Below are 23,667 nucleotides of genomic sequence, written 5' to 3'. Positions count from 1 at the left end.
GCCCGGGCTCAGCCCATGGGCCTCACCTGCGGCCGGCGTCGCGCCGGAACTCGACCCGGCGATCCCGGGTGCAGCTGACACACAGCCGTAGCCGGCGTTGCGTCAGCCCTCGCCGCCGCCCCGGGAGATCTTGACGACCACCTGGTCCTGGGTGATGGACTCCACGCCCACGCTCAGCCCGTCGGCCTCCCCCTCGCCCTCCCGCGGGACGGTGATCTGCTGGCCGGCGATGCGCAGCGTGACGCTGTCGCCGTCCACGCCCACCAGTTCGGCCTTGATGCCCAGGATGGAGGCGCTGGCCTCCACCCCCCGGTCGAAGGTCACGGTGCAGGAATCGATCGTGCACTCGGTGGTGGCGCCCTCACCGCTGCAGGCGGCGACGGCAGCGAAGGGCAGCAGAGCGAGGGAGACCGCGGCGAGCGTCCGTCGAACAGGAAGGATCATGCCGCCGAGTTTACGGTCCCTTGAGCCGCCGGCCCCCTCCCGCGGAAGGAACACCGCCCGCCGCCGCTCACCCCGGGGTATGACCCGCATGACCACCGGAGCCGTGTCCGTGGTCCTCACCCTTTTGGATCTGGCCGCCCAGTTCCTGACGCAGCGTCTGCAGCGTCGGCTCGGTGCCCACCACCACCCAGCGCAACCCCACCAGGTAGGTGCCGCCCCAGGGCTTGGCCTCCTTGAGCCACTCGGCCTGCCCCTCGTCGGTGGCGAAGGTCAGCAGGGTGTAGCGGTTCTGCCCGGACTTGCAGGCGCCCTGCTGCAGCTCCTCGGCCTCGGTCCGGTTCTGCAGCTTGCAGCCGGACTTGGCGGCCAGGTCCTCCAGCCCGGCCACCAGCACGGCCGGCGGGTCGCCGCGGCCCGCGGCGCCGGCGGCCCGCCCGCCGCCGTCCGAGCAGCCGCCCAGCAGCAGCGCCGCGGCGCAGGCCGCGCCCAGGGCGGCAAACGGCGCCGGCCCGGTCCGGGGGCGGGGGAAGAACAGGTGCGGGCGTCTCATCGGCCGTCCTTCCGCGAAGGTGGAACACCATCGCCGGGACATACGCGGCCGCAGACGCCGGAAGTTCAACGCGAAGGCGCGGGCCTTGAATTCACGACATCTCAGAGCATCAACCGCTCGGCGGCGGCGGCGCGGACCTGCCGGTCTTCGGCCGGATCCGAACGCAGACGGTGCAGCCGCAACCGGGTCTCGTCGGTGAACGGGGCGGCCGAGGCGGCCACCCGCCGGGTGTCGTCCTCACAGTCCCACAGCGCTTCGACGGCGTAGGACTCGGCGGTGTGGGGTGCGGTGCGGGTCAACGCGACCAGCACGCGGGGCCGCAGATAGGAGTAGGCCGATTCGGTCCAGATGCGTTTCAGCAGCGGCACGGCCTCACCGGCGCGGAGCCGGCCCAGGCCCTCCACGGGGCCGGCGGCGGCGCCCCAGGACCGGCGCGCCACCGCGGCCTCCAGCTCGGCCATGAGGATGGGGATGTCCTGCCGGGTGCCGTGCTGGGCCAGGATGCACAGCGCGATTTCCGCGCAGCCGGTGTGGGCGCGCGCCCATGCGCGGGCTCTGGGCAGCGCCTGTGAGCCGTATTCCCGCAGCGCCCGGCATAGCGCGCCCTCCCACCGCCCGTGACGTTGCGGCAGCAGTTCCTCGGCCAGGTCCAGCAGCGCCGGGGTGCGCCGCCGGCCCAGTTCGAAGATCGCCGCCACCGCCCCGTCGTCGTCGCGTCGCCGGGCCAGGTCCAGCAGCTCGGAGTCGGATCTGGCGGTGCGGTCCCCGCCGTCCTCTTCCCAGGCCGGACGGGCCTTGCCCGCCCCCGCCGTCCCTTCGCGCCGCCGGCGCAGGGCGGCGGCGATCTGCGGCCGCCGGCGGGCCCACTGCTGCAGCACCGGGTTGTCCGGGTCGGTGATCAGCCAGTCCAGGTCGGGTTCGTCACAGCGGGAGACCACCAGCTCATCCAGCCCCTCGGCGAGCGCCGGATCGCCCAGCCCGATCAGCGCGTCCACCGCCTCAAACCACAGCTCGCCCTCTTCGGCGCAGGTCCGCAGCGCCGCGGCCGCCTCCCGCCGGCTCAGCCGGACCAGCTCGGTCAGCACCTCCAGGGCCAGCCGTCCCCGCCACTCGTCGCCGCCGGAGGGCTCCAGCAGGAACTCGCCGATCGGCGCGGCCGGCAGCTCCAGATCGACCACCAGGCGGGCGTAGTACAGGCCGCGCGCCTCCACCTGGCGATCCCAGCGCGGATCGCGCCGTATGCAGTCGAAGACCAGATCGCCCGCGCCCTTGTGGTCCGCCGCCCGGCGCGCACCCCTGCCCAGGCCGCGCTGCAGCTGCCCGTGCAACGTGTCCGCTGATTCGATGACGACCCTGTTCACTGCGCCAATATGCGCAGACGACCGCAGACCGGGCAAGTGCTATTCGCCGCCGGCGGCCCTTGCGGTCAGATCTTCCGCTGGGCGATCCAGGAGGCGTACAGATCGGCGTAGACGCCCTCCTGGGCGACCAGCTCGGCGTGCGGGCCGCGCTGCACCAGCCGCCCCCGGTCGAACACCAGCACCTCATCGGCGTTCTCGGCGGTCGAGAGCCGGTGGGCGATGGTGACGGAGGTGCGGCCGCGGGTGACGCTCTCCAGCGCCTGCGCGATGCGCATCTCGGTGGCCGGGTCCACCGCCGAGGTCGCCTCGTCCAGCACCAGCAGGTCCGGGTCGGCCAGGTAGGCGCGGGCCAGCGCCACCAGCTGCCGCTCGCCGGCCGACAGCGACTCGCCGCGCTGGCCCACCGGGGTGTCCAGCCCGCGCGGCAGGCCCTCCAGCCAGTCGGCCAGCCCCAGCTCCGCCAGCGCCCGCCGCAGCTCCTCGTCACTGGCGCCGGGACGGCCGTAGCGGATGTTGTCGCCCAGCGAAGCGTCGAACAGGAACCCGTCCTGGGGCACCATCACGATCCGCTCCCGCAGCGAGGAGAAACGCACCCGGTCCAGCGGCACCCCGTCCACCAGCACCCGGCCCCGCACCGGGTCCATCAGCCGGGTCAGCAGTTTGGCGAAGGTGGTCTTGCCCGATCCGGTCTCGCCCACCACCGCCACCCGGGAGCGGGGGGCGATGTCCACCGACACGTCCTTCAGCACCATCGGCCCGCCCGGGTAGGCGAAGGAGACGTTCTCAAAGCGCACCGCGACGGGCCCGCGCGGCAGCTCCCGCCCGCCGGACCCCGGGTCGGCCACGTCCGGCTCGGTGTCCAGCACGTTCAGCACCCGCCGCCAGCCGGCGATGGCGTTCTGCGCCTCGTTGAGCACCTCGGTGGCGACCTGCATCGGCCCCACGAACAGCGTCACCAGGAACATGAACGCCACCAGCTCCCCGGCGGTCAGATGCCCGCCCACGCCCAGCAGCGTGCCCGCCACCACCACGGCGGCGGTGGCCACCGCCGCCACCAGCTCGCTGGAGGGAAACGTCAGCGCCACCAGCCCCTGGGCGTGGGTCTGCGCCTTGCGGTAGGCCTCCACCGACTCGTCGACGCGCCGGGCGGTGCGCTCCTCGGCGGCGTACGCCCGGATGACCGGCGCCCCCACCACCGACTCGCCGATCGCCGCCAGCATGTCCCCGGCGCGTTCCCGCACCCGCAGGTAGGCGTTCGACAGCAGCCGCTGGAAGTGCCGCAGCGCCAGCGCCAGCGGCAGGAACGACGCCCACACCAGCAGCGCCAGCGGCCAGGAGTAGATCGCCATCAGCGCGCTGGCCACCACCAGCTGACCCACCGACACGATGATCATCAGCCCGCCCCACTGCATGAACTGGCTGATCTGGTCGACATCGCCGGTCACCCGCGACACCAGCGAGCCGCGCCGCTGGCTGCTTTGGGTCAGCATGGACAGGTCGTGCACGTGCCGGAACGCCTTGATGCGCAAGGTGGCCAGCCCGCCCTCGGTGGTCTTGTACAGCCGGACGTTCATCAGGTACGCCGACAGCGCCGTCACCACCACGACGACGGCCGACACCAGCACCGCCCGCCGGATGAAGGCCACATCCGGGCCGCCGGGGGCGGCCAGCCCCCGGTCGATGGTCTGCTGGATCGCGATCGGCACCACCACCCGCCCGGCGGTGGCCACCAGCGCCAGCAGCAGCGTGACCGGCAGCCCCACCCGGAACTCCGGGCTCAGCCGCAGCCCCCGCCGCAGCGTGCTGAGCGCGCCTTCGCCGGCGGCGCCCTCGTTCAGCCCCGCCTCCGCCGTCTGCGCACCGCTCACCGGCCTGCCCCTTTCCCCTCGGGTGCGACCCCGCGCCCGCTGATCACGCGGTCACCTCCTCGCCGTGCGCGGCCCGGCGCTCGGCCTCGGCCCGTTCGTAGGCGTTGACCAGCTCGCGGTAGCCCGCGCAGCGTTCCAGCAGCTCGGCATGGGCGCCGCGGTCCACCACCCGGCCGCGTTCGAGGTAGACGACCTCGTCGGCCAGCGCGATCGTCGCCTTGCGGTAGGCCACCACGATCACCGTGGCCCCGGCGCCGGCGTCCTGGGCGGCCCGCAGGCCCTGCAGGATCCGGGCCTCCACCTGCGGGTCGACGCTGGAGGTGGCGTCGTCGAGCACCAGCAGGCGGGGACGGCGCACCAGCGCCCGGGCCAGCGCCAGGCGCTGGCGCTGCCCGCCCGACAAGGTGGCGCCGCGCTCGCCGACCCGGGTGTCCAGCCCCTCCGGCAGCGCCGCCACGAACCCGTCGGCCTGCGCCAGCCGCAGCGCCTGCCAGATGCGCTCATCGGGGATGTCGGCGCCCAGCGTCACGTTGCCGCGCACGGTGTCGTCGAACAGGAACGTCTGCTGGGGCACCAGCGCCGCGGTGGCGGCCACCGCGCCGCGCGCGGCCCGCCGGGCGTCGATCCCATCCAGCAGCACCGTGCCCTCGTCCGGGTCCACCAGCCGCACCAGCAGGCTGGTCAGCGTCGACTTGCCCGAGCCGGTCGGCCCCACCACCGCGATGGTGCGGCCCGGCTCGACGCTCAGCGACACATCGTGCAGCACGCGCGCCCCGTCTTCCGCACCGGCGTAGGCGAAGCGCACCCGCTCGACCTGCAGGCCGGCCGGGCCCTCCCCGTCCAGGGGGTGCTCCCCATAGGGCAGCGACCCGGAGGCGTCCAGCACCTCCCGCACCCGCTGCCAGCCGACCACGCTGCGCGGGATCTCCGCCAGCACCCAGCCCAGCGCCCGGATCGGCCAGGCCAGCAGGGTGAACAGGTACGACACGCCCACCAGATCGCCGGCGTTGAGCGCGCCGGACTCCAGGCGCACCGAGCCGACCAGCAGCACCGCCAGCACGCCCAGCGTCGGCAGCGCCTCCAGCAGCGGGTCGAACATCCCCCGGACGCGGCCGACCGCCACGTTGGCGTCGCGCAACCGCCGGGCCCGATCGGTGAACCGCTCGGTCTCGGCGCGTTCGCGGCCCAGCGTCTTGACCACCAGGGCGCCTTCGAAGCTTTCGTGCGCCACCTCGCTGACCTCGGCCCGCAGCTGCTGGGCGCGCGCCGCCAGCGGCGACAGGCGGCGCTGGTAGACCACGTTGAGCAGCGCGATCGCCGGGAACACGCAAAAGCCCACCAGCGCCACCGGCACGTCCACCGCCAGGATGGAGACCGCCGCCACCAGCAGCATGAACGCCACGCCCACCGCCATCGGCAGCGGCGCCAGCGGCGCCCAGGCGGCCTCCACGTCGGCGTTGGCGTTCGACAGCAGCTGGCCGGTGGGGTGCCGGTGGTGCCAGGCCAGCGGCAGCCGCAGGTACTGGCGGGTCACCGCCCGGCGGTAGCGCGCCTGCATCCGGTACTGCATCAGCCCGGCGTAGAACCGCCGCCCGGCCACGCCCAGCGCCTTGAGCACCGCCACGCCGACGATCGCCAGCGCGGCCGCCGCCAGCGCGCCGGCGCCCGCCCGGCCCTGCCGCAGCGCCGGCAGCACCACCTGCTCGGTGGCCCAGCCCAGCACCCAGGCGCTGGCCACGGTCATCGCCGCATACAGCGCGCTGGCCGTCACGGCGAGGGCGAACACGCGCGGCTCGGCCCTGATGGCGACCCACAGGACCCGCAGGCCCTCGCGCAGGATCCTCGGCTCGACCTTCGGCCCTGCTGGCACAGCATCCTCCCGTCCGATGGCGGGGCCTGCACGGCCCGAGCGTGGGGTGAATGGGACCCTTCGACCCGCTCATGCCTACCATCCCGGGCCGACGGATTATTCCCCGCCGCCGCTGCGGCGGCCGCCGCCGGGGCCCGGGCGGCCCGCCGCGGCGCCCGCCGGGGGCGCAAGACGCCGGAATCGGCGCCCCGGGGGTGCTCTCGCCACCGGATCCGCACGGCGCCCTTCCCGGGATCACCGTTCACGCGGCCGGGCCGGAGCGATGGACATGATGGTCTTTTACTGGCAAACAGGTGAAAACAGTACGTATTTTCCCTGGGTAAAGTCACGGTCAGGAGAGCCTTCGTCGCCTCCGGAAAACGCCGTGCACCCGGCGCGCGGCCGCCCGGCGCCCCGGCTTCGCCGGTTCCGCCGAAATCCGATGCGCCGTCTTCTCCGCTTCGCCCCCAAGCGGTGATACGGTGGAGTCGTCGGTTGCAGTCGTAAGTTCCCGATCGTTTGCAAGAACGCCCGCGGACTGATGGCAGCGGGCGTTTTGGCTTTCCGGGACGGTGCCGGGGGCGAGAACGTTCCGCAGCGACCGCACCGGGCCCGCGAGGTGCGGACCGGAAGTTTTGCTGCAAGGAGAAAGACATGCCCCAGCAGGGCACCGTGAAGTGGTTCAACGCCGAGAAGGGCTACGGCTTCATCGCCGTCGACGGTGACGGGCCGGACGTGTTCGTGCACTACTCGGCGATCCAGTCGTCCGGTTACCGCACCCTCGACGAGAACCAGCGCGTCGAGTTCGAGGTGACCCAGGGCAGCCGGGGGCCGCAGGCCGACCAGGTCCGTCCCCTGTAACACCCGACGATCTTCCGCCGGGCCCCGCACCCACCGGGTGCGGGGCCCGATGCGCGTCTCAGGCGCGCCGCCGATCCGAGCACGCCCGCACCGGGGGCACAATGGAGGACATGTCCGAGCGACCATCCGGCCTGGATCCCAAAATCGCCGCGCGCCTCAAGCGCGACCCCAACGGGCTGGTGCCCGCCATCGCCCAGCAGTACGACACCGGCGAGGTGCTCATGCTGGCGTGGATGGACGATGAGGCCCTGCACCGCACCCTGACCACCGGGCGCGCCACCTACTGGTCGCGCAGCCGCCAGGAGTACTGGGTCAAGGGGGAGACCTCCGGGCATCAGCAGTGGGTGAAGTCGGTGGCGCTGGACTGCGACGGCGACGCCATCTTGCTGAAAGTCGACCAGGTCGGCCCCGCCTGCCACACCGGTGACCGCACCTGCTGGGACTCCGATGTGCTGGAGGCCGTGGTCGGCGAGCGTCCCGAAAGCTGACCGTGCGACCGCGCCGTGAACGGGCCGGCGCGGCGCTGGCCGGTGCGGCCGGCGCCGCCCTGGTGCTGCTGGCCGGGGGCCGGCAATGGGCCGCCGTCCGTGCGCACGGCGCTCTCACCCCCGTGGAACAGACGCTGACCGGCGGCGAGCTGGCCGGCGCGGTCACCGCGCTGGGATGGGCGGGACTGGCCGCGCTGGCGGCGCTGCTCGCCACCGGGGGCTGGGCCCGCCGCGCCGTCGGGGCGCTGCTGGTGCTGCTGGGCGCCGCGGCGGCCTGGAGCGCGGCCGGCGCGGTCCGCCACGCCCACGTCCTGGCCGTCGCCGAGGAGCGCAGCGCGCTGCTGCGCCTGAGCGGCGAGGCGGCGGTCGACGTCTCCCGGTGGTGGGCGGTGGCGGCGGCCGGCGGGGCGCTGCTGGCCGTCACCGGGGCGCTCGCCGTGGCCCGCGGGCACCGCTGGCCCGGCCTGTCGGCCCGCTACGAGCGGCCCGGCGCCGTCCCGGCGTCCGCCCGCCCGGCGCGCCCGGCGCCCGCCGCCGACGATCCGGTCGGGCTGTGGAAGTCACTGGACCGCGGTGAGGACCCCACGGCAGACGACGGGTGAGGACGGAAGGCAGGCCGCGACCATGAGGAACCCGATGTCCGCTGAGCACGCCGCCGCGGCGGCGGCCCCCTTCGGGAACTGACCGGCCATGAAAGAGCGCGGCGGGCTGGTCCTGCTGGCCGAGCACGAGCCGGGGGTGGCCGAACTCGGCCGCCGCTACCTGGTGCGGGCCGGTTTCGAGGCCGAACTGGAACACGACCCCGGCCGGGCGCCCGGCACCGTCGCCCGGCTGCGGCCGGACGCGGTCGTGCTGGACCTGTCGGCGGCCCGGCCGCCGGAAGAGCTGTACCGCAAGGTCGCCGACGCCGCGGCGGGCGCGCCGGTGGTGTGCGTGGTCGGCGGCGACCAGCCCACCGACCTGGGCGACCCGCACCTGCCCACGCTGGTGCGCCCCTTCGGGCCGCGGGTGCTGGTGGAGGCGGTCTCCCTGGCGCTGCGCGGACGCGGCGGGGACGACGACTCCCACGTGCTGCAGGTCGGGGCGGTCAGCCTGGACCCCAGGGCCCGCACCGTCACCGCCGGGGACCGCGCCGTCACGCTCACCGCCACCGAGTTCGACCTGCTGTGCTTTCTGATGGGGCGGCCCGGCCGGGTGTTCACCCGCGAACAGCTCCTGGAGGCCGCCTGGGAGCCGGGCGTCAGCGCCGGCAACCGCACCGTCGACGTCCACATCGCCCAGCTGCGCGCCAAGCTCGGCGAGGCCAGCCCGATCCGCACCGTCCGCGGCGTCGGCTACGCCGTCGACCCCTGACGCGCCGTCCCGGCGGCCCGTCCGCGGCGGCATAGGCTGAAGACATGGCGCAGGTCGGTGCGGGCCCCTCGGGAAGCCCGGCGCGCAGGCTGAGAGGGCCGCTGGCGGTCCTGGCCGCGGCGGGCGCGGCGGTGCTGCTGGTCGCCACCGTGGACCCGCACGAAAGCGGCCACTACCCGCCCTGCCCGCTGCTGGCCGCGACCGGGCTGTACTGCCCGGGCTGCGGCGCGCTGCGCATGATCCACTCCCTGGCCCACGGGGACCTCGCGGCGGCCTTCGGGCGCAACCCCCTGCTGTTCGTGCTGCTGCCGTTCCTGGGCTACCTGTGGGTCCGGTGGGCGGTGCTGTCGGCGCGCGGCCGGCCGATGGCCTCCCTGCTGCTGCGCCCGGGGGTCGCTTACGTTCTTGTCGGGGTCGTGGTGGTGTACTGGGTGGTCCGAAACCTGCCCTTCGCATCGGCGCTGGCGCCATGAACCGCCCTGTATCCGGGTCGGGTGGCGGGACGGGCGGCGTCTCGGGCTACGATCAGTGAACGCACCATCCGCGAACAAGGGGGCCCTACCTGTGAGTGTGCTCGAGGAGATCCTGGAAGGGGTCCGAGCCGATCTCGCCGAACGGCAGGCGGCGGTACCGCTCGACGCGCTCAAGGAGAAGGCCGCCGCCGCACCGCCGCCGCGCGACGCCATCGCCGCGCTGCGCTCCGACGGGGTGTCGGTGATCGCCGAGGTCAAGCGCTCCAGCCCGTCCAAGGGCGCGCTGGCCGCCATCGCCGACCCGGCCGCGCTGGCCCGCGACTACGAGGCCGGCGGCGCCAAGGTCATCAGCGTGCTCACCGAGCGCCGCCGCTTCGGCGGCAGCCTGGCCGACCTGGCCGAGGTGCGCGCCAACGTCGACGTGCCGCTGCTGCGCAAGGACTTCATCGTCACCTCCTACCAGCTGTGGGAGGCCCGCGCCTACGGCGCCGACCTGGCACTGCTGATCGTGGCCGCCCTGGAGCAGGACGCGCTGGTGTCGCTGGTGGAACGGGCCGAGTCGATCGGGCTGGTCCCGCTGGTGGAGGTGCACACCGAAGAGGAGCTCGCCCGGGCCCTGGAGGCCGGCGCCAAGGTCATCGGCGTCAACGCCCGGGACCTGAAGACCCTCCAGGTGGACCGCGGAGTGTTCGCCCGGCTCGCCCCGCTGATCCCTCGGGACGTGGTCAAGGTCGCCGAGTCCGGGGTGCGCGGCCCGCACGACCTGCTGGCCTACGCCTCCGCCGGCGCGGATGCGGTGCTGGTGGGGGAGAGCCTGGTGACCGGGCGCGACCCGCGCACGGCCGTCGCCGACCTGGTCGCGGCCGGCGCGCACCCGGCGCTGCGCCAGGGGAAGTAGGGCCGCGGTCATGCCCGCCGAGCCGCTGCGCGAGCGATGGTGCGCTTATCCGATCCATCTTTGACCCGGGTAAGCCTTACTTCCACGACAGGACCGACCATGACCATCGACGTCGCGCGCGGCGCCGCCAGCGCGCCTGTGAGCCTTCCCGATTCCGCCGGCCGCTACGGCCGCTTCGGCGGCAGATTCGCCCCCGAAGCGCTGATGGCCGCGCTCGATGAGCTGACCGAGCAGTTCCAGGCCGCCATGGCCGACCCCGCCTTCACCGGCGAGCTGGACCGGCTGCTGGCCGACTACGCCGGCCGGCCCAGCCTGCTCACCGAGGCCCGCCGCTTCTCCGAGCACGCCGGCGGCGCCCGCATCCTGCTCAAGCGCGAGGACCTCAACCACACCGGCTCCCACAAGATCAACAACGTGCTGGGGCAGGCGCTGCTGACCCGCCGCATGGGCAAAAAGCGGATCATCGCCGAGACCGGCGCCGGCCAGCACGGCGTGGCCACCGCCACCGCCGCCGCCCTGCTGGGGCTGGAATGCACCGTCTACATGGGCGAGGTCGACACCCGGCGCCAGGCCCTCAACGTCGCCCGCATGCGGATGCTCGGCGCCGAGGTCGTCCCGGTCACCACCGGCAGCCGCACCCTCAAGGACGCCGTCAACGAGGCCTTCCGCGACTGGGTCGCCACCGTGGACGACACCCACTACTGCATCGGCTCGGTCATGGGCCCCCACCCGTTCCCGATGATGGTCCGCGACTTCCACCGCGTCATCGGCACCGAGGCCCGCAACCAGGTGCTGGAGCTGACCGGCAGGCTGCCGGACGCGGTCGCCGCCTGCGTGGGCGGCGGCTCCAACGCCATCGGCATCTTCCACGCCTTCATCCCCGACGCCCAGGTGCGGCTGTACGGCTTTGAGGCCGGCGGCGACGGCGTGCAGACCGGCCGGCACGCCGCCACCCTGACCGGCGGCTCCCTGGGCGTCATCCACGGCATGCGCACCTTCCTGCTGCAGGACGAGGAGGGCCAGACCCTGGAGACCCACTCGGTGTCGGCCGGGCTGGACTACCCGGGCGTCGGCCCCGAGCACGCCTGGCTGCACGACACCGGACGCGCCGTCTACCAGGCGGTCAGCGACGCCGAGGCGATGGACGCCTTCGCCCTGCTGTGCCGCACCGAGGGCATCATCCCGGCCATCGAGTCCGCCCACGCCCTGGCCGGGGCGCTGCGGATCGGCCCGCAGCTGGCCGCCGAGCTCGATGAGGAACCGGTCATCGTGGTGTGCCTGTCGGGCCGCGGCGACAAGGACATGCACACCGCCGCCCGCTGGTTCGGCTTCGTCACCGGGGAGGACGTGACGGGAGAGGAGAACGCCCAGTGAGTGCGACCGTCGCGTTCGAGAAGGCCAAGGCCGAGGGCCGCGCCGCCCTCGTCGGCTACCTGCCCGCCGGGTTCCCCTCCCACCAGGGCGCCATCGCCGCCGCCACCGCCATGGTCGAGGCCGGCTGCGACATCATCGAGGTCGGCCTGCCCTACAGCGACCCGCTCATGGACGGCCCCACCATCCAGGACGCCGTCCACCGGGCGCTGACCGGCGGCACCCGCGTCGCCGACGTGCTGCGCACCGTCGAGGCGATCGCCGCCACCGGCGCGCCCACGCTGGTCATGACCTACTGGAACCCCATCGACCGCTACGGTGTGGACGCCTTCGCCCGCGACCTGAAGTCGGCCGGCGGGGCGGGGCTGATCACCCCCGACCTCACCCCGGAGGAGGCCGAGCCCTGGCTGGCCGCCTCCGACGCCCACGACCTGGATCGCGTCTTCCTGGTCGCGCTCACCTCCACCGAGGAGCGCCTGACCAAGATCACCAACGTGTGCCGGGGCTTCGTCTACGCCGCGTCCCTGATGGGCGTCACCGGCACCCGCAGCGCCGTGAACACCGGCGCCCCGGGCCTGGTGGAGCGGACCCGCAAGGTGCTCGACCGGCGCCCGCCCGAGGCGCCCGCGCTGCCGATCGGGCTGGGCCTCGGGGTGAGCAACGGGGAGCAGGCCGCCGAGGTCGCCTCCTTCGCCGACGGGGTGATCGTCGGGTCGGCGTTCGTGCGGCGGCTGCTGGACGCCCCCGATGAGGCCTCCGCCGTCCGCGCCGTCGGCGAGTTCGCCGCCGAACTGGCCGAAGGCGTGCGCCGGGGCGCCTGAGCGGGCCGGGCGGAACCCACGATCGCGGCGGCGGGCCTTTCGGCCCGCCGCCGCGCGCATACGGCCGCGGACACGCCAGGGCGGGTACGGCCGGGGACCGGCGGGTGCCCGTGGGAGGATGGCCCCGGCGCTGACGCCCCGCTTATGCGGAGCCGGTTAGCGTACGGTCGGATACATCCGCGTCCATCAATGGGGAAGGCGACGCGACGGTGGTCACAGACAAGGCGCGAGACAAGGCGCGCGATGCGACGGGCATCCCCGACGCCGCACCCTCGCCGTCCGGCGGCCCGCCGCCCTGGACGCTGCCCGCGGTGACGTTCGCCCTGACGGTGCTGCTGGCCTGGGCGGCCTGGGCCAAGGTCGCCCAGCAGTGGGCGGGGATCGCCGGGGGAGCGGCGCTCATCGCCCTGCTCGGCTGGGCCGCCGCCACCGGACGCGCCGCCGACCAGATGACCACCGCCGCCGCCCGCGCCGGGCTGGCGGTGGTGCTGGGCTGGGCCGGCCTGGCCAAGGCCACCGAGCCCCCGGCGCTGCAGGAACTGGCGGTCGAGTCCTACCAGCTGCTGCCGGAGGGGCTGATCACCCCGGTCGGCGTCGGGCTGCCGATCCTGGAGATCGTGCTGGCGGCGCTGCTGCTGGCCGGGTTCGCCACCCGGTTCAGCGGGGCGCTGTCGGGCCTGCTGATGGTGGTGTTCATCGTCGGGATCGCCTCCGCCTGGGCGCGCGGACTGAAGATCGACTGCGGCTGCTTCGGCGGCGGCGGCCAGATCGACGACCCGCCCTACCTCGGTGAGATCATGCGCGACCTGGGCTTTTTGGCGCTGGCGGCGTGGGTGGCCGCATGGCCCCCCGGCAGGTTCGCGCTGGACCGCAAGATCGGTCTGTACCAGGACTGAAAAGGCCGCGGGGCCCGCGGAGGGCGGCCGGCGCCTCTTCGCGCGCCCGGCCGCGGCTGTGAACGTGCAAAAGGAGAGATAGGTCGATGAGCAAGGCCGAGCGCTATCGCAACGCCCGCGAGCGGCTGGCCGAGCAGCGCCGCCGTGAGGAACAGCGCCGCAAGCGGCTGCGCGCCCTGCTGGTCAGCGGCGGCGCGATCGCGCTGATCGCCGTCGTGGTGGTCGCGGTGGTGCTGGTGCGGGCCGGCGGCGACGACGGCGAGGCGGTGGCGACCGCGCCGGTGTCGCGGCAGTCCGACGGGTCGATCGTGATGGCCCAGCCGGGGGTCACCGGCCCGGTGCTGGAGATTTACGAGGACTTCCAGTGCCCGGCGTGCCAGAAGTTCGAAGAGGCCACCGGCAAGACCATCAAGCAGCTGGCCGCCGACGGCGAGGTCAAGGTCATCTACCGGCCGTTCTCACTGTTCCGGGCCTCCCCCGAGCCGACCCGGGGCAACTCGCTGCGGGCGTTGAACGCCTCGCTGTGCGCCCCGGCCGACAAGTGGCTGGCCTACCACGACAAGCTGTTCGAAGAGCAGGGCCCCGAGAGCCGGACCGGCTTCAAGAACGACGACCTGATCGACTGGGCCGCGGACGTCGGCATCACCGGCGAGGCGTTCGAAAAGTGCGTCAAGAACACCGAGCGGCAGTCGCTGGTTGACCAGGCCAACGACATCGCCGACAAGGCCGGTGTGCAGAGCACCCCCTGGGTCGCCCTCAACGGCAACAAGCTCGGCGACGTGGCCGTCTTCACCCCCGAGGGCATGCGCGAGGCCGTCCGGAACGCGCCGGCCTCCCCGGCGCCCTCCTCCGGCTGACCCGCAGACGAACCCGACGGGGCCTGATGACGGGCATGGCCCGCCATCAGGCCCCGTCCATGACGCCGGACGGCCGCGCCGCTGAAGGCGCACCCCGCCTCCCGCCACCGGCGGACGCGGCCCCGGCCGGGACCGCCCTCCGGCAAGACCGGGTGATCAAGCTGGGCGACCGGCCCTGACCACCGGGCGGAAAGCGGTAACGTCAACGCTCATGCAGCCGCTTGCGACGATTCCAAGCCCCGCCGAGGGGGTCTGGCACCTCGGGCCCATCCCCATCCGCGCCTACGCCCTGATGATCATCGCGGGCATCGTGGTCGCGGTCTGGCTGGGCGAACGGCGCTGGGCCGCCAAGGGCGGCACCCCCGGCGTGGTCATCGACGTGGCCGTGTGGGCGGTGCCGTTCGGCCTGCTCGGCGGACGGCTCTACCACGTGATCACCGACTGGCAGCGTTACTTCGGCGACGGCGGCGACCCGGGCCGCGCCGTGCGGGTCTGGGAAGGCGGGCTGGGCATCTGGGGCGCCATCGCCCTGGGCGCCCTGGGCGCCTGGATCGGCTGCCGCCGCCGCGGCGTGTCGGTGCTGGCCCTCGGCGACGCCATCGCCCCCGGCCTGGCGCTGGCCCAGGCCATCGGACGCTGGGGCAACTGGTGGAACCAGGAACTGTACGGCCGGCCCCTGAACACCTGGTGGGCCTTGGAGATCGACCCCGAGCACCGTCCCAGGATCCCCGGCACCAGCGCCATCGACCCCCGCTACGCCGACGTGGCCACCTACCACCCGACGTTCCTGTACGAGTCGCTGTGGTGCGCGGGATTGGCGCTGGTGGTGATCTGGGCGGGCCGCCGCTTCACCCTCACCCACGGCCGCACCTTCGCCCTCTATGTCGCCGGCTACACCGTGGGCCGCTTCTGGATCGAGTGGCTGCGCATCGACGAGGCCCACGTGATCGCGGGCCTGCGTCTCAACGACTGGACGTGCCTGGTCGTCTTCGCCGGCGCGGTCGCCTACCTGTGGCTGGCCCGCAACCGGACCTCGCCTGAGGCCGTCACCGTCAAGGACCCCGCCGCCCCGCCCGCGGAGACCGGGCGGGACCGGCCCGCCGCACCCCGGGAGTCCGCGGCCGGCACGGCCCCGGCGCCCGGGACGCAGGGCGAAGCCATCGCGGCCGGATCGGCTTCAGACCCCGCCGAGCGCTCCGAACCCGAGACGACGCCCGGGCCGGCTTCGCCGTCCCCGGCGGCCGAGCGGCCCGAACCCGCGTCCGAGCCGACCGGATCCGCTCCGGCCTCCGGCGAGCGGGCCGAGCCTGCCTTGGAGGCGGGAGACGGAGCGACTGCGGCCGGGGCCGGCTCAGTGCCCGAGGCGGAGGACGAACCGGCCGTGACCGGCTCCGGGCCGGGGCTTGCGTCCGGAACGGAGAAGGAGCCGTCCGCGGCCGGGACGCAGGCCGCCACCGAGACCGGGGAGCGGCCTGAGCCCGCCTCCGCGCCGCCGGGCGAGCCGGACGAGGCGGAAGACACCGCCGGCGAGCGAGCCGCCTCCGAGCCGGCCGGGCAGAATGAGTCGTCGACCGGGGACGGACCCGCTCCCGGAACCGCTGCGGCCGGTGGCCCGCCGGAGGAGACTTCCGACGCCCGGGCCGCGGGCGGGGGTGGGACGCCCGGCGAGGGGAAGGGAGCGCAACGGGCCGGCCGTACGGCCGAGCCCGCCGAGGACGCCCGCTGAGGAGCCGGACCGAAGGATGAGAGCGTGAGCACCACCGCCCACACTTCCGGACATGAGCATCGCGACGTCACCGGCGGGTGGCTGCGGCCGGCGGTATTCGGCGCGATGGACGGGCTGGTGTCCAACTTCGCCCTGATCGCCGGGGTCGCCGGGGGCGGGGTGAAGCCGTCGGTGGTGGTGCTGGCCGGGTTGGCGGGACTGGCCTCCGGGGCCTTCTCCATGGGAGTGGGAGAGTACGTCTCGGTGGCCTCTCAGGCGGATCTGGCCCGGGCCGAGATCGAGGTGGAGCGGCGGGAGCTGGACCGCCATCCCCAGGCCGAGCTGGCCGAGCTGACCGATCGGCTGGTGGCGCTGGGGGTGGAGCGGGAGGTGGCCGCCGAGGCCGCCCGGCAGATCTCCCGCGACCCCCGCCAGGCCCTGCGCGTCCACGCCCGCGACGAGCTGGGCGTGGAGCCCGGCCGCCTGCCGTCCCCGCTGCTGGCGGGTGTCTCCTCCTTCCTGGCGTTCTCGGTGGGCGCGGTGCTGCCGGTGATTCCCTACCTGCTGGGGGCGAGCGCCCTGTGGCCGGCGGCCCTGGTGGCGGCCGCCGGCCTGTTCGGGGCCGGGGCGCTGGTGGCGCAGGTGACGGCCCGTCCCTGGTGGTTCTCCGGGCTGCGCCAGCTGGCCTTCGGCGCGGCCGCCGCCGCGGTCACCTACCTGGTCGGCTCGCTCATCGGCGTCGCCGCGCTGTGATCAGTCCGGCAAAGGGATGTAATGGCCTTTTCGGTACGCCGAAGGCCGCCGGCCGATAGGCTCACCGCTGCTGATCCACGTTGGTGAACCGGAGGCGAAGTGAGCGGATCGGGCTCACCCATGACCACGCACCAGGCCGAAGAGGACTTCCGGCCGACCGACCGGTCCCGGCGCCCCGAGCCGGGCCGCTCTAAGAAACCGCTGCTGATCGGCGCCGTGGCCGCGGTGGCCGTCATCGCGGTCGCGGTGGCGGCGGTGCTGATGATGGGCGGCGGCGACGAAAAAGGCGGCGGCGCGCAGGCCACCGTCCTGCCGACCGTGTTCACCCCCTCCATGGCCAACCGGGACACCGCCAGGCTCGGCAGCCGCACCGCCGATCCCCGGCCGCTGAACGAAGGCGAGGTGTTCACCCCCGCGGTCAAGACCGTCACCTACCGCAAGTACGCCTTCACCCTGGCCGGCTCGGACGTCTCAGCCGACTGCAAGGCCGTCACCTGGGGGGAGCGTCTCCAGGCCGACCTGGCCAAGTACGGCTGCAACCAGATCGTGCGCGGCGCCTACGTCAGCGGCGACAAAAAGCACGTGGGCCAGTTCATCGCCATCAACCTGGCCGACCAGGCGGGCGCCGAGCAGATCGTCCGCGACCTCAACCCCCAGGCCGAGGCCGGGTTCGTGGTGCCGCTGCAGGCGCCGGGGGTGAGCGACTTCGGCAAGGGCTTCAGCGCCGCCTACGCCCAGATCTACGGCCACTATGTGGTGATCGCCTGGGTGCAGCGGGCCGGGGGCGAGCAGCCGGCCAACCTCAACGAGATGATCGACGTCAGTTTGGCGGTGGAGAAGCCCGGCGACTTCGTGTGGGCGCGGATGCAGCTGCTGCCGGACGCCAGGAGGACGAACTGACGGTCACGGCGGCGCTGCTCTGCGAGTATCCTCCCCCCACGTGAGAGACGACGAACCCGGCGCCCGGCGGGGCCGCCGGCCCACCGCCCGCCCCGCCGGACCGCCCGCGTCGGGTTCCCGGCGCGTTCCGGATGCCTCCGGACGGATGCGACGTCCGGGACCCGCCGCCGATCCCGGGCAGGAGGCCGGTTCCGGCCCGCCCCCGGGGTGGGGGAGCGGCGGGCGCCCCGTCGGCCGGCCCGGTCCGCGCCGCCCCTCCGGCCGCGGCCGTCCCGGCCGCGCCGACCGGCCCGAGCCCGCCGAACGCCCGGCACCCCGGCAGGCCTCTGTTCCCGCCGCCCGGCGCGGCCCCGGCAAGGCCGCCGGGGGCCTGCTGAAGGGCGCCTCCCAGAAACGATCCGGTCATAAGACGGCCGCCCGCCCGGCGGGCGTGGCGTTGCCCCGCTCCAAGGTCCTGCTGGCGGCGGCCGGAGCCCTGGCCGTCGTCGCCGCCGTGGTCGTGGTGACGATCCTCGTGGGAGGGGATGAGAACGCCTCCGGTCCCGCGGGGCCGCGGTCGTCGGTGGGCCGCCCGGCCGGCAGCGGCTCGGCGCCCTCCTCCTACTCCAGCTCTCCCTCCAGCTCCGTGTACGAGGGCATCGACCGGCGGGAAGAAGACAGCGAGCCGCTCACCGAGCAGGAGGCGTTCCCCGCCGCGGCCCGCAGCCTGACCGTCGCCGCCGCCCGCAGCCGGCTGCGCCTGGTCGGCGCCCGGGTGGACGGCGACTGCGCCGAGGCGGTCTGGGGCGCGGCGCTCGGCGAGGAGCTGCGCCGGGGCGGCTGCACTCAGGCCGTCCGCGGCATGTACGCCGACACCCGGCGGGGTTATGCGCTCAGCGTCACGATCTTCAACCTGGCCACCTCCGCCGACGCCGACCGGCTGGTGGAGGCGCTCGGCCGGGGCCGCGGCGGCTTCGTCCGGCCGCTGACCGACACCCCCGGCGGGGTCGTCGCCACCCCCACGGTCACCTTGCGGCCCTCGGGGTCCGCCACCGCCGGGGTGTACTCTCTGGCGGATTTCGGGCGGGGGTTCAGCATGGCCCGTGGGCTGGCGATGGGGCACTACGCGGTGATCGCCTGGGCGCAGCGGCTGGACGGCACCGGTGAGGAGACCGACGGGGCGCTGCTGGCGCTGCTGATCGAGGGCGGCAAGGCGCCGGCCGTGCTGGGCCGCGCCGCCGGCGTCAAGTAGCGGCATCGAATAGGAATATTTTCAGACCGTATCCTGGGGGAGGGCGCGGACCGCTCAGCCGGCCGAAACCCCACGTCGGGCGGGCTTGCGCCGCGATCGCCCCGGCCCTCCGGTGAGAACGATCACCGGAGGGGGTGATTTGCAACTGTTCCGTCCGGGTTATCCTGGTCTAAACCACTTGCCGGTGTCGCCGGGATGCGACGGGCGACGAAGCCCATCACGCGATCTGGCGTGGCTTCCGGACAACCGGGTATACCGGGCGACACCAGGGATCTCGTCGACCGGCCGCGGACGGGGGTGGTGCGCCGGACGGCGACGATCCCAGGCAGTGGGACAGTTTTCACATACTGAAAAAATGCAGCAGGGCCAGCGCCGTCCCGGACTGCACTGACACGTAAGCAGTGACACTACGACGGGAGGGTTGATGACGGCTGCTGCCCTCACACCTGGTACGCCCGAGCGTCAGGGCCTGTACGACCCGGCCCACGAGCACGACGCCTGCGGCGTCGGCATGGTGGCGGACCTGCATGGGCGCAAGAGCCACGACATCGTCGAAAAGGCCCTGACCGTCCTGCGCAACCTCGACCACCGCGGCGCGGTGGGCGCCGAGCCCGACGACGGCGACGGCGCCGGCATCCTCACCCAGATCCCCGACGCCCTCTTCCGCGAAGTCGTCGGCTTCGAGCTGCCCCCCGCCGGCCACTACGCGGTCGGCACCGCCTTCCTGCCCACCGACGGCGAGCAGCGCGCCGCCGCCGTCGCCCACATCGAGGCGCTGTGCGCCGAAGAGGGCCTGACCGTGCTGGGCTGGCGGGAACTGCCCCACGACCCCTCCTTCTGCGGCCCGGCCGCGCGGCGCACCATGCCGCACTTCGCCCAGCTGTTCGTCAAGGCCGCCGACGACGGCCCGCACGCCGGCAAGACCGGGCTGGAACTGGACCGCGTGGTGTTCTGCATGCGCGAACGCGCCGAGCAGGACGTGGCGGTCTACTTCCCCAGCCTGTCGTCGCGGACCATCGTCTACAAGGGGATGCTCACCACCCCGCAGCTGGAGCCGTTCTTCCCCGACCTGTCCGACCGCCGCTACGAGACCGCCATCGCGCTGGTCCACTCGCGCTTTTCCACCAACACCTTCCCCGCCTGGGAACTGGCCCACCCCTTCCGGTTCATCGCCCACAACGGCGAGATCAACACCGTCAAGGGCAACCGGAACTGGATGCGGGCCCGCGAGGCGCTGCTGAAGTCGGACCTGATCCCCGGCGACCTGTCGCGGATCTACCCGGTCATCGACATCGAGGCCAGCGACACCGCCTCCTTCGACGAGTGCCTGGAACTGCTGCACCTGGGCGGCCGGTCCCTGCCGCACGCGGTGCTGATGATGATCCCCGAGGCGTGGGAGAACCACACCGAGATGGACCCGGCCCGCCGGGCCTTCTATGAGTTCCACTCCACCCTCATGGAGGCCTGGGACGGCCCGGCCAGCGTCACCTTCACCGACGGCACCGTCGTCGGCGCCGTGCTGGACCGCAACGGCCTGCGCCCGGGCCGCTTCTGGGTCACCGACGACGGCCTGGTGGTGCTGGCCAGCGAGGCCGGCGTCCTGGACGACATTCCCCCGGGCAAGGTCGTCCGCAAGGGCCGCCTGCAGCCCGGCCGGATCTTCCTGGTCGACACCGCCGCCGGCCGCATCATCGAAGACGACGAGATCAAGGCGCAGCTGGCCGCCGAGCACCCCTACCGGCAGTGGCTGGAGGAGGGCCTGGTCCGCTTCGAGGAGCTGCCGCCCCGCCCGCGCCGCACCGAGGAGGCCCAAGAGCCGCTGCTCAAGCGGCAGCAGGCCTTCGGCTACACCTTGGAGGAGCAGCGGGTCATCTTGACGCCCATGGCCCGCACCGGCGCCGAGCCGGTCGGCTCCATGGGCACCGACACCCCGCTGGCGGTGCTCTCCCAGCGCCCCCGCCTGCTGTACGACTACTTCAAGCAGCTGTTCGCGCAGGTCACCAACCCGCCGCTGGACGCCATCCGCGAGGAGCTGGTCACCTCCCTGCAGTCCACCCTCGGCCCCGAGGGCAACCTGCTGGAGCCCGGCCCCCACTCCTGCCGGCGGCTGGTGCTGCCCACCCCGATCATCGACAACGACGAGCTCGCCAAGATCGTCCACATCAACGACGAGGGCGACCTGCCGCACCTGCAGGCCCACGTCGTCCACGGCCTGTACGAGGTCGACGGCGGCGGGCAGGCCCTGCAGGAACGGCTGGAGCAGATCTGCGCCGAGGTCTCCCGGGCCATCGACGACGGCGCCCGCATCATCGTGCTGTCGGACCGCGGCGCCGACGCCACCCGCGCCGCCATCCCCGCGCTGCTGCTGACCGGCGCCGTCCACCACCACCTCATCCGGGAGAAGTCCCGCACCCGCGTCGGGCTGGTGGTGGAGACCGGCGAGGCCCGCGAATGCCACCACATGGCGCTGCTCATCGGCTACGGCGCCTCCGCCGTCAACCCCTACCTGGCGCTGGAGACCGTCGAGGACCTGATCGCCGCCGGCAAGATCACCGGCGTGGAGCCCGCCAAGGCCGTGCGCAACATGGTCAAGGCTTACGGCAAGGGCGTCCTGAAGATCATGTCCAAGATGGGGGTGTCCACCGTCGCCTCCTACACCGGCGCCCAGATCTTCGAGGCCATCGGCCTCGGCGAAGAGGTCATCGAGCGCTGCTTCACCGGCACCACCTCCCGCCTGGGCGGCGTCGGCTTCGACGTCATCGCCCGCGAGGTCGCCGAACGGCACCGCCGCGCCTACCCGCGCGGCAACGCCCCCGCCCACCGCACCCTGGAGGTCGGCGGCGAGTACCAGTGGCGGCGCGAGGGCGAACCGCACCTGTTCAACCCCGAGACGGTCTTCAAGCTGCAGCACGCCACCCGCACCCGCCGCTACGAGATCTTCAAGGAGTACACCCGCCTGGTCGACGACCAGTCCGCCCGGCTGATGACGCTGCGCGGCCTGTTCCGCCTCAAGGAGGGCGTGCGCCCGCCGGTGCCGATCGAGGAGGTCGAACCGGTCAGCGAGATCGTCAAGCGGTTCTCCACCGGCGCCATGTCGTATGGGTCCATCTCCGCCGAGGCGCACGAGACCCTCGCCATCGCCATGAACCGCCTGGGCGGCAAGTCCAACACCGGCGAAGGCGGCGAGGACCCCGAGCGCTACACCCCCGACCCCAACGGCGACCTGCGCCGCAGCGCCATCAAGCAGGTGGCCTCCGGCCGGTTCGGGGTGACCGCCGAGTACCTCACCAACGCCGACGACATCCAGATCAAGATGGCCCAGGGCGCCAAGCCCGGCGAGGGCGGCCAGCTGCCCGGCCACAAGGTCTACCCGTGGGTGGCCAAGACCCGCCACTCCACCCCCGGCGTCGGCCTCATCTCCCCGCCGCCGCACCACGACATCTACTCCATCGAGGACCTGGCCCAGCTCATCCACGACCTCAAGAACGCCAACCCCGCGGCCCGCATCCACGTCAAGCTGGTCGCCGAGGTCGGCGTCGGCACCGTCGCCGCCGGGGTCTCCAAGGCCCACGCCGACGTGGTCCTCATCAGCGGCCACGACGGCGGCACCGGCGCCTCCCCGCTGACCTCCATCAAGCACGCCGGCGCCCCCTGGGAGCTCGGGCTGGCCGAAACCCAGCAGACCCTCATGCTCAACGGGCTGCGCGACCGCATCGTCGTGCAGGTCGACGGGCAGATGAAGACCGGCCGCGACGTGATCATCGCCGCGCTGCTGGGCGCCGAGGAGTACGGCTTCGCCACCGCGCCGCTGGTGGTCTCCGGCTGCGTCATGATGCGGGTGTGCCACCTGGACACCTGCCCGGTCGGCGTCGCCACCCAAAACCCCGAGCTGCGCAAGCGCTTCAGCGGCAAGCCCGAGTTCGTGGTGAACTTCTTTGAGTTCATCGCCCAGGAGGTCCGCGAGTACCTGGCCGCCCTCGGCTTCCGCAGCCTGGATGAGGCCATCGGCCGCATCGACATGCTCGACACCCGCGAGGCCGTCGACCACTGGAAGGCCTCCGGGCTGGACCTCAGCCCCATCCTCCACCAGCCGGCCAACCCCTACGGCAACGCGCCGCGCTGCGTGAACCGCCAGGACCACGGGCTGGAGAAGGCCCTGGACAACACCCTCATCCAGCTCGCCGAAAGCGCCATCACCCGCGGCGAGAAGGTCAAGCTGGACCTGCCGATCCGCAACGTCAACCGCACCGTCGGCACCATGCTCGGCCACGAGATCACGCTGCGGCACGGCGGCGCCGGGCTGCCGGACGACACCATCGACATCACCTTCACCGGCTCGGCCGGCAACTCCTTCGGCGCCTTCGTCCCCCGCGGCGTCACGCTGCGGCTCATCGGCGACGCCAACGACTACGTCGGCAAGGGCCTGTCGGGCGGCCGCATCACCCTGCGGCCCCACCCGGACGCCCCGTTCGAGGCCGAACACCAGATCATCGCCGGCAACGTCATCCTCTACGGCGCCACCTCCGGAGAACTGTTCGCCCGCGGCATCGTCGGGGAACGCTTCTGCGTCCGCAACTCCGGAGCCACCGCCGTCGTCGAAGGCGTCGGCGACCACGCCCTGGAATACATGACCGGCGGACGCGCCGTCATCCTCGGCGCCACCGGCCGCAACCTGGCGGCCGGCATGTCCGGCGGCATCGCCTACGTGCTGGACCTGGTGCCGGCCCGCGTCAACACCGAAATGGTGGAGATCGAACCCCTCGACGAGGCCGACCGCACCTTCCTGCGCGACATCATCGAACGCCACCAGGCCGAGACCGGCTCCACCGTGGCGGGCAAGCTGCTGGCCGACTGGGAGGGCTCCCTGAACCGCTTCTCCAAGATCATGCCGCGCGACTACAAGCGCGTTCTGGAGGCCAAGGCCCGCGCCGAGGCCGAGGGCCGCGACGTCAACGAGGCCATCATGGCCGCCAGCCGAGGCTGAAAGG

Annotated in this window: 20 protein-coding genes; 15 read left to right on the top strand and 5 right to left on the bottom strand. The window is 73.4% G+C overall.

The annotated features are described in order from the left end of the window. Nucleotides 1-102 precede the first annotated feature (102 nt). From BUE48_RS14250 to BUE48_RS14230, 5 genes are all read right to left on the bottom strand, one after another. Nucleotides 103-444 carry a hypothetical protein gene (locus BUE48_RS14250; protein ID WP_041439760.1) on the bottom strand — a complete coding sequence of 114 codons (342 nt, stop codon included), beginning with the start codon at nt 442-444 and terminating at the stop codon, nt 103-105. 67 nt (nt 445-511) lie between these two features. Beyond that, nucleotides 512-994, bottom strand: a complete 483-nt coding sequence (locus tag BUE48_RS14245) for a hypothetical protein (protein WP_012853213.1) — start codon at nt 992-994, stop codon at nt 512-514. 101 nt (nt 995-1,095) lie between these two features. Next, a complete protein-coding gene (locus BUE48_RS14240; protein WP_012853212.1) occupies nt 1,096-2,355 on the bottom strand; it encodes a hypothetical protein in 1,260 nt (419 codons plus the stop codon). Between the two features lie 65 nt (nt 2,356-2,420). Beyond that, entirely contained in the window at nt 2,421-4,223 is a 1,803-nt protein-coding gene (locus tag BUE48_RS14235; RefSeq protein WP_286990100.1) for an ABC transporter ATP-binding protein, read from the bottom strand. A 43-nt stretch (nt 4,224-4,266) separates the two neighbouring features. After that, nucleotides 4,267-6,093, bottom strand: a complete 1,827-nt coding sequence (locus BUE48_RS14230; RefSeq protein WP_012853210.1) for an ABC transporter ATP-binding protein — start codon at nt 6,091-6,093, stop codon at nt 4,267-4,269. A gap of 633 nt (nt 6,094-6,726) precedes the next feature. On the opposite strand from BUE48_RS14230, the gene BUE48_RS14225 reads away from it, so the two are divergent. The 15 genes from BUE48_RS14225 (at nt 6,727) to gltB (ending at nt 23,663) form a co-directional block, all read left to right on the top strand. Continuing rightward, nucleotides 6,727-6,933, top strand: a complete 207-nt coding sequence (locus BUE48_RS14225) for a cold-shock protein (protein ID WP_012853209.1) — start codon at nt 6,727-6,729, stop codon at nt 6,931-6,933. Nucleotides 6,934-7,043: 110 nt separating this feature from the next. After that, nucleotides 7,044-7,421, top strand: coding sequence for a phosphoribosyl-AMP cyclohydrolase (hisI, locus tag BUE48_RS14220; RefSeq protein WP_041441860.1), 378 nt, complete (start codon nt 7,044-7,046; stop codon nt 7,419-7,421). A gap of 2 nt (nt 7,422-7,423) precedes the next feature. After that, nucleotides 7,424-8,023 carry a Trp biosynthesis-associated membrane protein gene (locus BUE48_RS14215; protein WP_012853207.1) on the top strand — a complete coding sequence of 200 codons (600 nt, stop codon included), beginning with the start codon at nt 7,424-7,426 and terminating at the stop codon, nt 8,021-8,023. A gap of 88 nt (nt 8,024-8,111) precedes the next feature. Beyond that, entirely contained in the window at nt 8,112-8,774 is a 663-nt protein-coding gene (locus BUE48_RS14210; RefSeq protein ID WP_012853206.1) for a winged helix-turn-helix transcriptional regulator, read from the top strand. Nucleotides 8,775-8,818: 44 nt separating this feature from the next. After that, a complete protein-coding gene (locus tag BUE48_RS14205; RefSeq protein ID WP_012853205.1) occupies nt 8,819-9,247 on the top strand; it encodes a DUF2752 domain-containing protein in 429 nt (142 codons plus the stop codon). A 91-nt stretch (nt 9,248-9,338) separates the two neighbouring features. Next, nucleotides 9,339-10,145 (top strand): indole-3-glycerol phosphate synthase TrpC, encoded by an 807-nt coding sequence (trpC, locus tag BUE48_RS14200; RefSeq protein ID WP_012853204.1) that lies wholly within the window; start codon nt 9,339-9,341, stop codon nt 10,143-10,145. Nucleotides 10,146-10,244: 99 nt separating this feature from the next. After that, nucleotides 10,245-11,519: a tryptophan synthase subunit beta gene (trpB, locus tag BUE48_RS14195; RefSeq protein ID WP_012853203.1), complete on the top strand. Its 1,275-nt coding sequence runs from the start codon at nt 10,245-10,247 to the stop codon at nt 11,517-11,519. Beyond that, on the top strand, nt 11,516-12,337 hold the full coding sequence (gene trpA / locus BUE48_RS14190) for a tryptophan synthase subunit alpha (protein WP_012853202.1): 822 nt from the start codon (nt 11,516-11,518) through the stop codon (nt 12,335-12,337). Before trpB ends, trpA begins: the two co-directional genes overlap by 4 nt. 209 nt (nt 12,338-12,546) lie before the next feature. Then, nucleotides 12,547-13,233 (top strand): MauE/DoxX family redox-associated membrane protein, encoded by a 687-nt coding sequence (locus BUE48_RS14185; RefSeq protein ID WP_012853201.1) that lies wholly within the window; start codon nt 12,547-12,549, stop codon nt 13,231-13,233. A gap of 86 nt (nt 13,234-13,319) precedes the next feature. Continuing rightward, nucleotides 13,320-14,090: a DsbA family protein gene (locus BUE48_RS14180; protein WP_012853200.1), complete on the top strand. Its 771-nt coding sequence runs from the start codon at nt 13,320-13,322 to the stop codon at nt 14,088-14,090. 211 nt (nt 14,091-14,301) lie between these two features. Continuing rightward, nucleotides 14,302-15,816, top strand: a complete 1,515-nt coding sequence (lgt, locus tag BUE48_RS14175) for a prolipoprotein diacylglyceryl transferase (protein WP_286990089.1) — start codon at nt 14,302-14,304, stop codon at nt 15,814-15,816. A gap of 24 nt (nt 15,817-15,840) precedes the next feature. After that, nucleotides 15,841-16,548: a VIT1/CCC1 transporter family protein gene (locus tag BUE48_RS14170; RefSeq protein ID WP_012853198.1), complete on the top strand. Its 708-nt coding sequence runs from the start codon at nt 15,841-15,843 to the stop codon at nt 16,546-16,548. 120 nt (nt 16,549-16,668) lie between these two features. Beyond that, the gene (locus tag BUE48_RS14165; protein WP_041439752.1) at nt 16,669-17,448 is read left to right on the top strand and encodes a hypothetical protein; all 780 of its coding nucleotides are present in this window, start codon (nt 16,669-16,671) and stop codon (nt 17,446-17,448) included. A 145-nt stretch (nt 17,449-17,593) separates the two neighbouring features. After that, nucleotides 17,594-18,679 (top strand): hypothetical protein, encoded by a 1,086-nt coding sequence (locus tag BUE48_RS14160; protein ID WP_286990087.1) that lies wholly within the window; start codon nt 17,594-17,596, stop codon nt 18,677-18,679. A gap of 424 nt (nt 18,680-19,103) precedes the next feature. After that, nucleotides 19,104-23,663, top strand: coding sequence for a glutamate synthase large subunit (gltB, locus tag BUE48_RS14155; RefSeq protein ID WP_012853195.1), 4,560 nt, complete (start codon nt 19,104-19,106; stop codon nt 23,661-23,663). The last annotated feature ends 4 nt before the right edge of the window (nt 23,664-23,667 follow it).

The organism is Thermomonospora sp. CIF 1 (genome assembly GCF_001896795.1).
Taxonomy (GTDB): domain Bacteria; phylum Actinomycetota; class Actinomycetes; order Streptosporangiales; family Streptosporangiaceae; genus Thermomonospora; species Thermomonospora curvata.
Note: the sequence above shows the minus strand (reverse complement) of the source record. Positions and strands in the feature narration are given on the sequence as shown.

Bases quoted from the DNA above. Each gene is read 5' to 3' on its own strand.
- BUE48_RS14250 (WP_041439760.1), bottom strand. From the start codon at position 444: ATGATCCTTCCTGTTCGACGGACGCTCGCCGCGGTCTCCCTCGCTCTG.
- BUE48_RS14245 (WP_012853213.1), bottom strand. From the start codon at position 994: ATGAGACGCCCGCACCTGTTCTTCCCCCGCCCCCGGACCGGGCCGGCG.
- BUE48_RS14225 (WP_012853209.1), top strand. From the start codon at position 6,727: ATGCCCCAGCAGGGCACCGTGAAGTGGTTCAACGCCGAGAAGGGCTAC.
- hisI (WP_041441860.1), top strand. From the start codon at position 7,044: ATGTCCGAGCGACCATCCGGCCTGGATCCCAAAATCGCCGCGCGCCTC.
- BUE48_RS14210 (WP_012853206.1), top strand. From the start codon at position 8,112: ATGAAAGAGCGCGGCGGGCTGGTCCTGCTGGCCGAGCACGAGCCGGGG.
- BUE48_RS14205 (WP_012853205.1), top strand. From the start codon at position 8,819: ATGGCGCAGGTCGGTGCGGGCCCCTCGGGAAGCCCGGCGCGCAGGCTG.
- trpB (WP_012853203.1), top strand. From the start codon at position 10,245: ATGACCATCGACGTCGCGCGCGGCGCCGCCAGCGCGCCTGTGAGCCTT.
- BUE48_RS14180 (WP_012853200.1), top strand. From the start codon at position 13,320: ATGAGCAAGGCCGAGCGCTATCGCAACGCCCGCGAGCGGCTGGCCGAG.
- lgt (WP_286990089.1), top strand. From the start codon at position 14,302: ATGCAGCCGCTTGCGACGATTCCAAGCCCCGCCGAGGGGGTCTGGCAC.
- BUE48_RS14165 (WP_041439752.1), top strand. From the start codon at position 16,669: ATGACCACGCACCAGGCCGAAGAGGACTTCCGGCCGACCGACCGGTCC.
- BUE48_RS14160 (WP_286990087.1), top strand. From the start codon at position 17,594: ATGCGACGTCCGGGACCCGCCGCCGATCCCGGGCAGGAGGCCGGTTCC.
- gltB (WP_012853195.1), top strand. From the start codon at position 19,104: ATGACGGCTGCTGCCCTCACACCTGGTACGCCCGAGCGTCAGGGCCTG.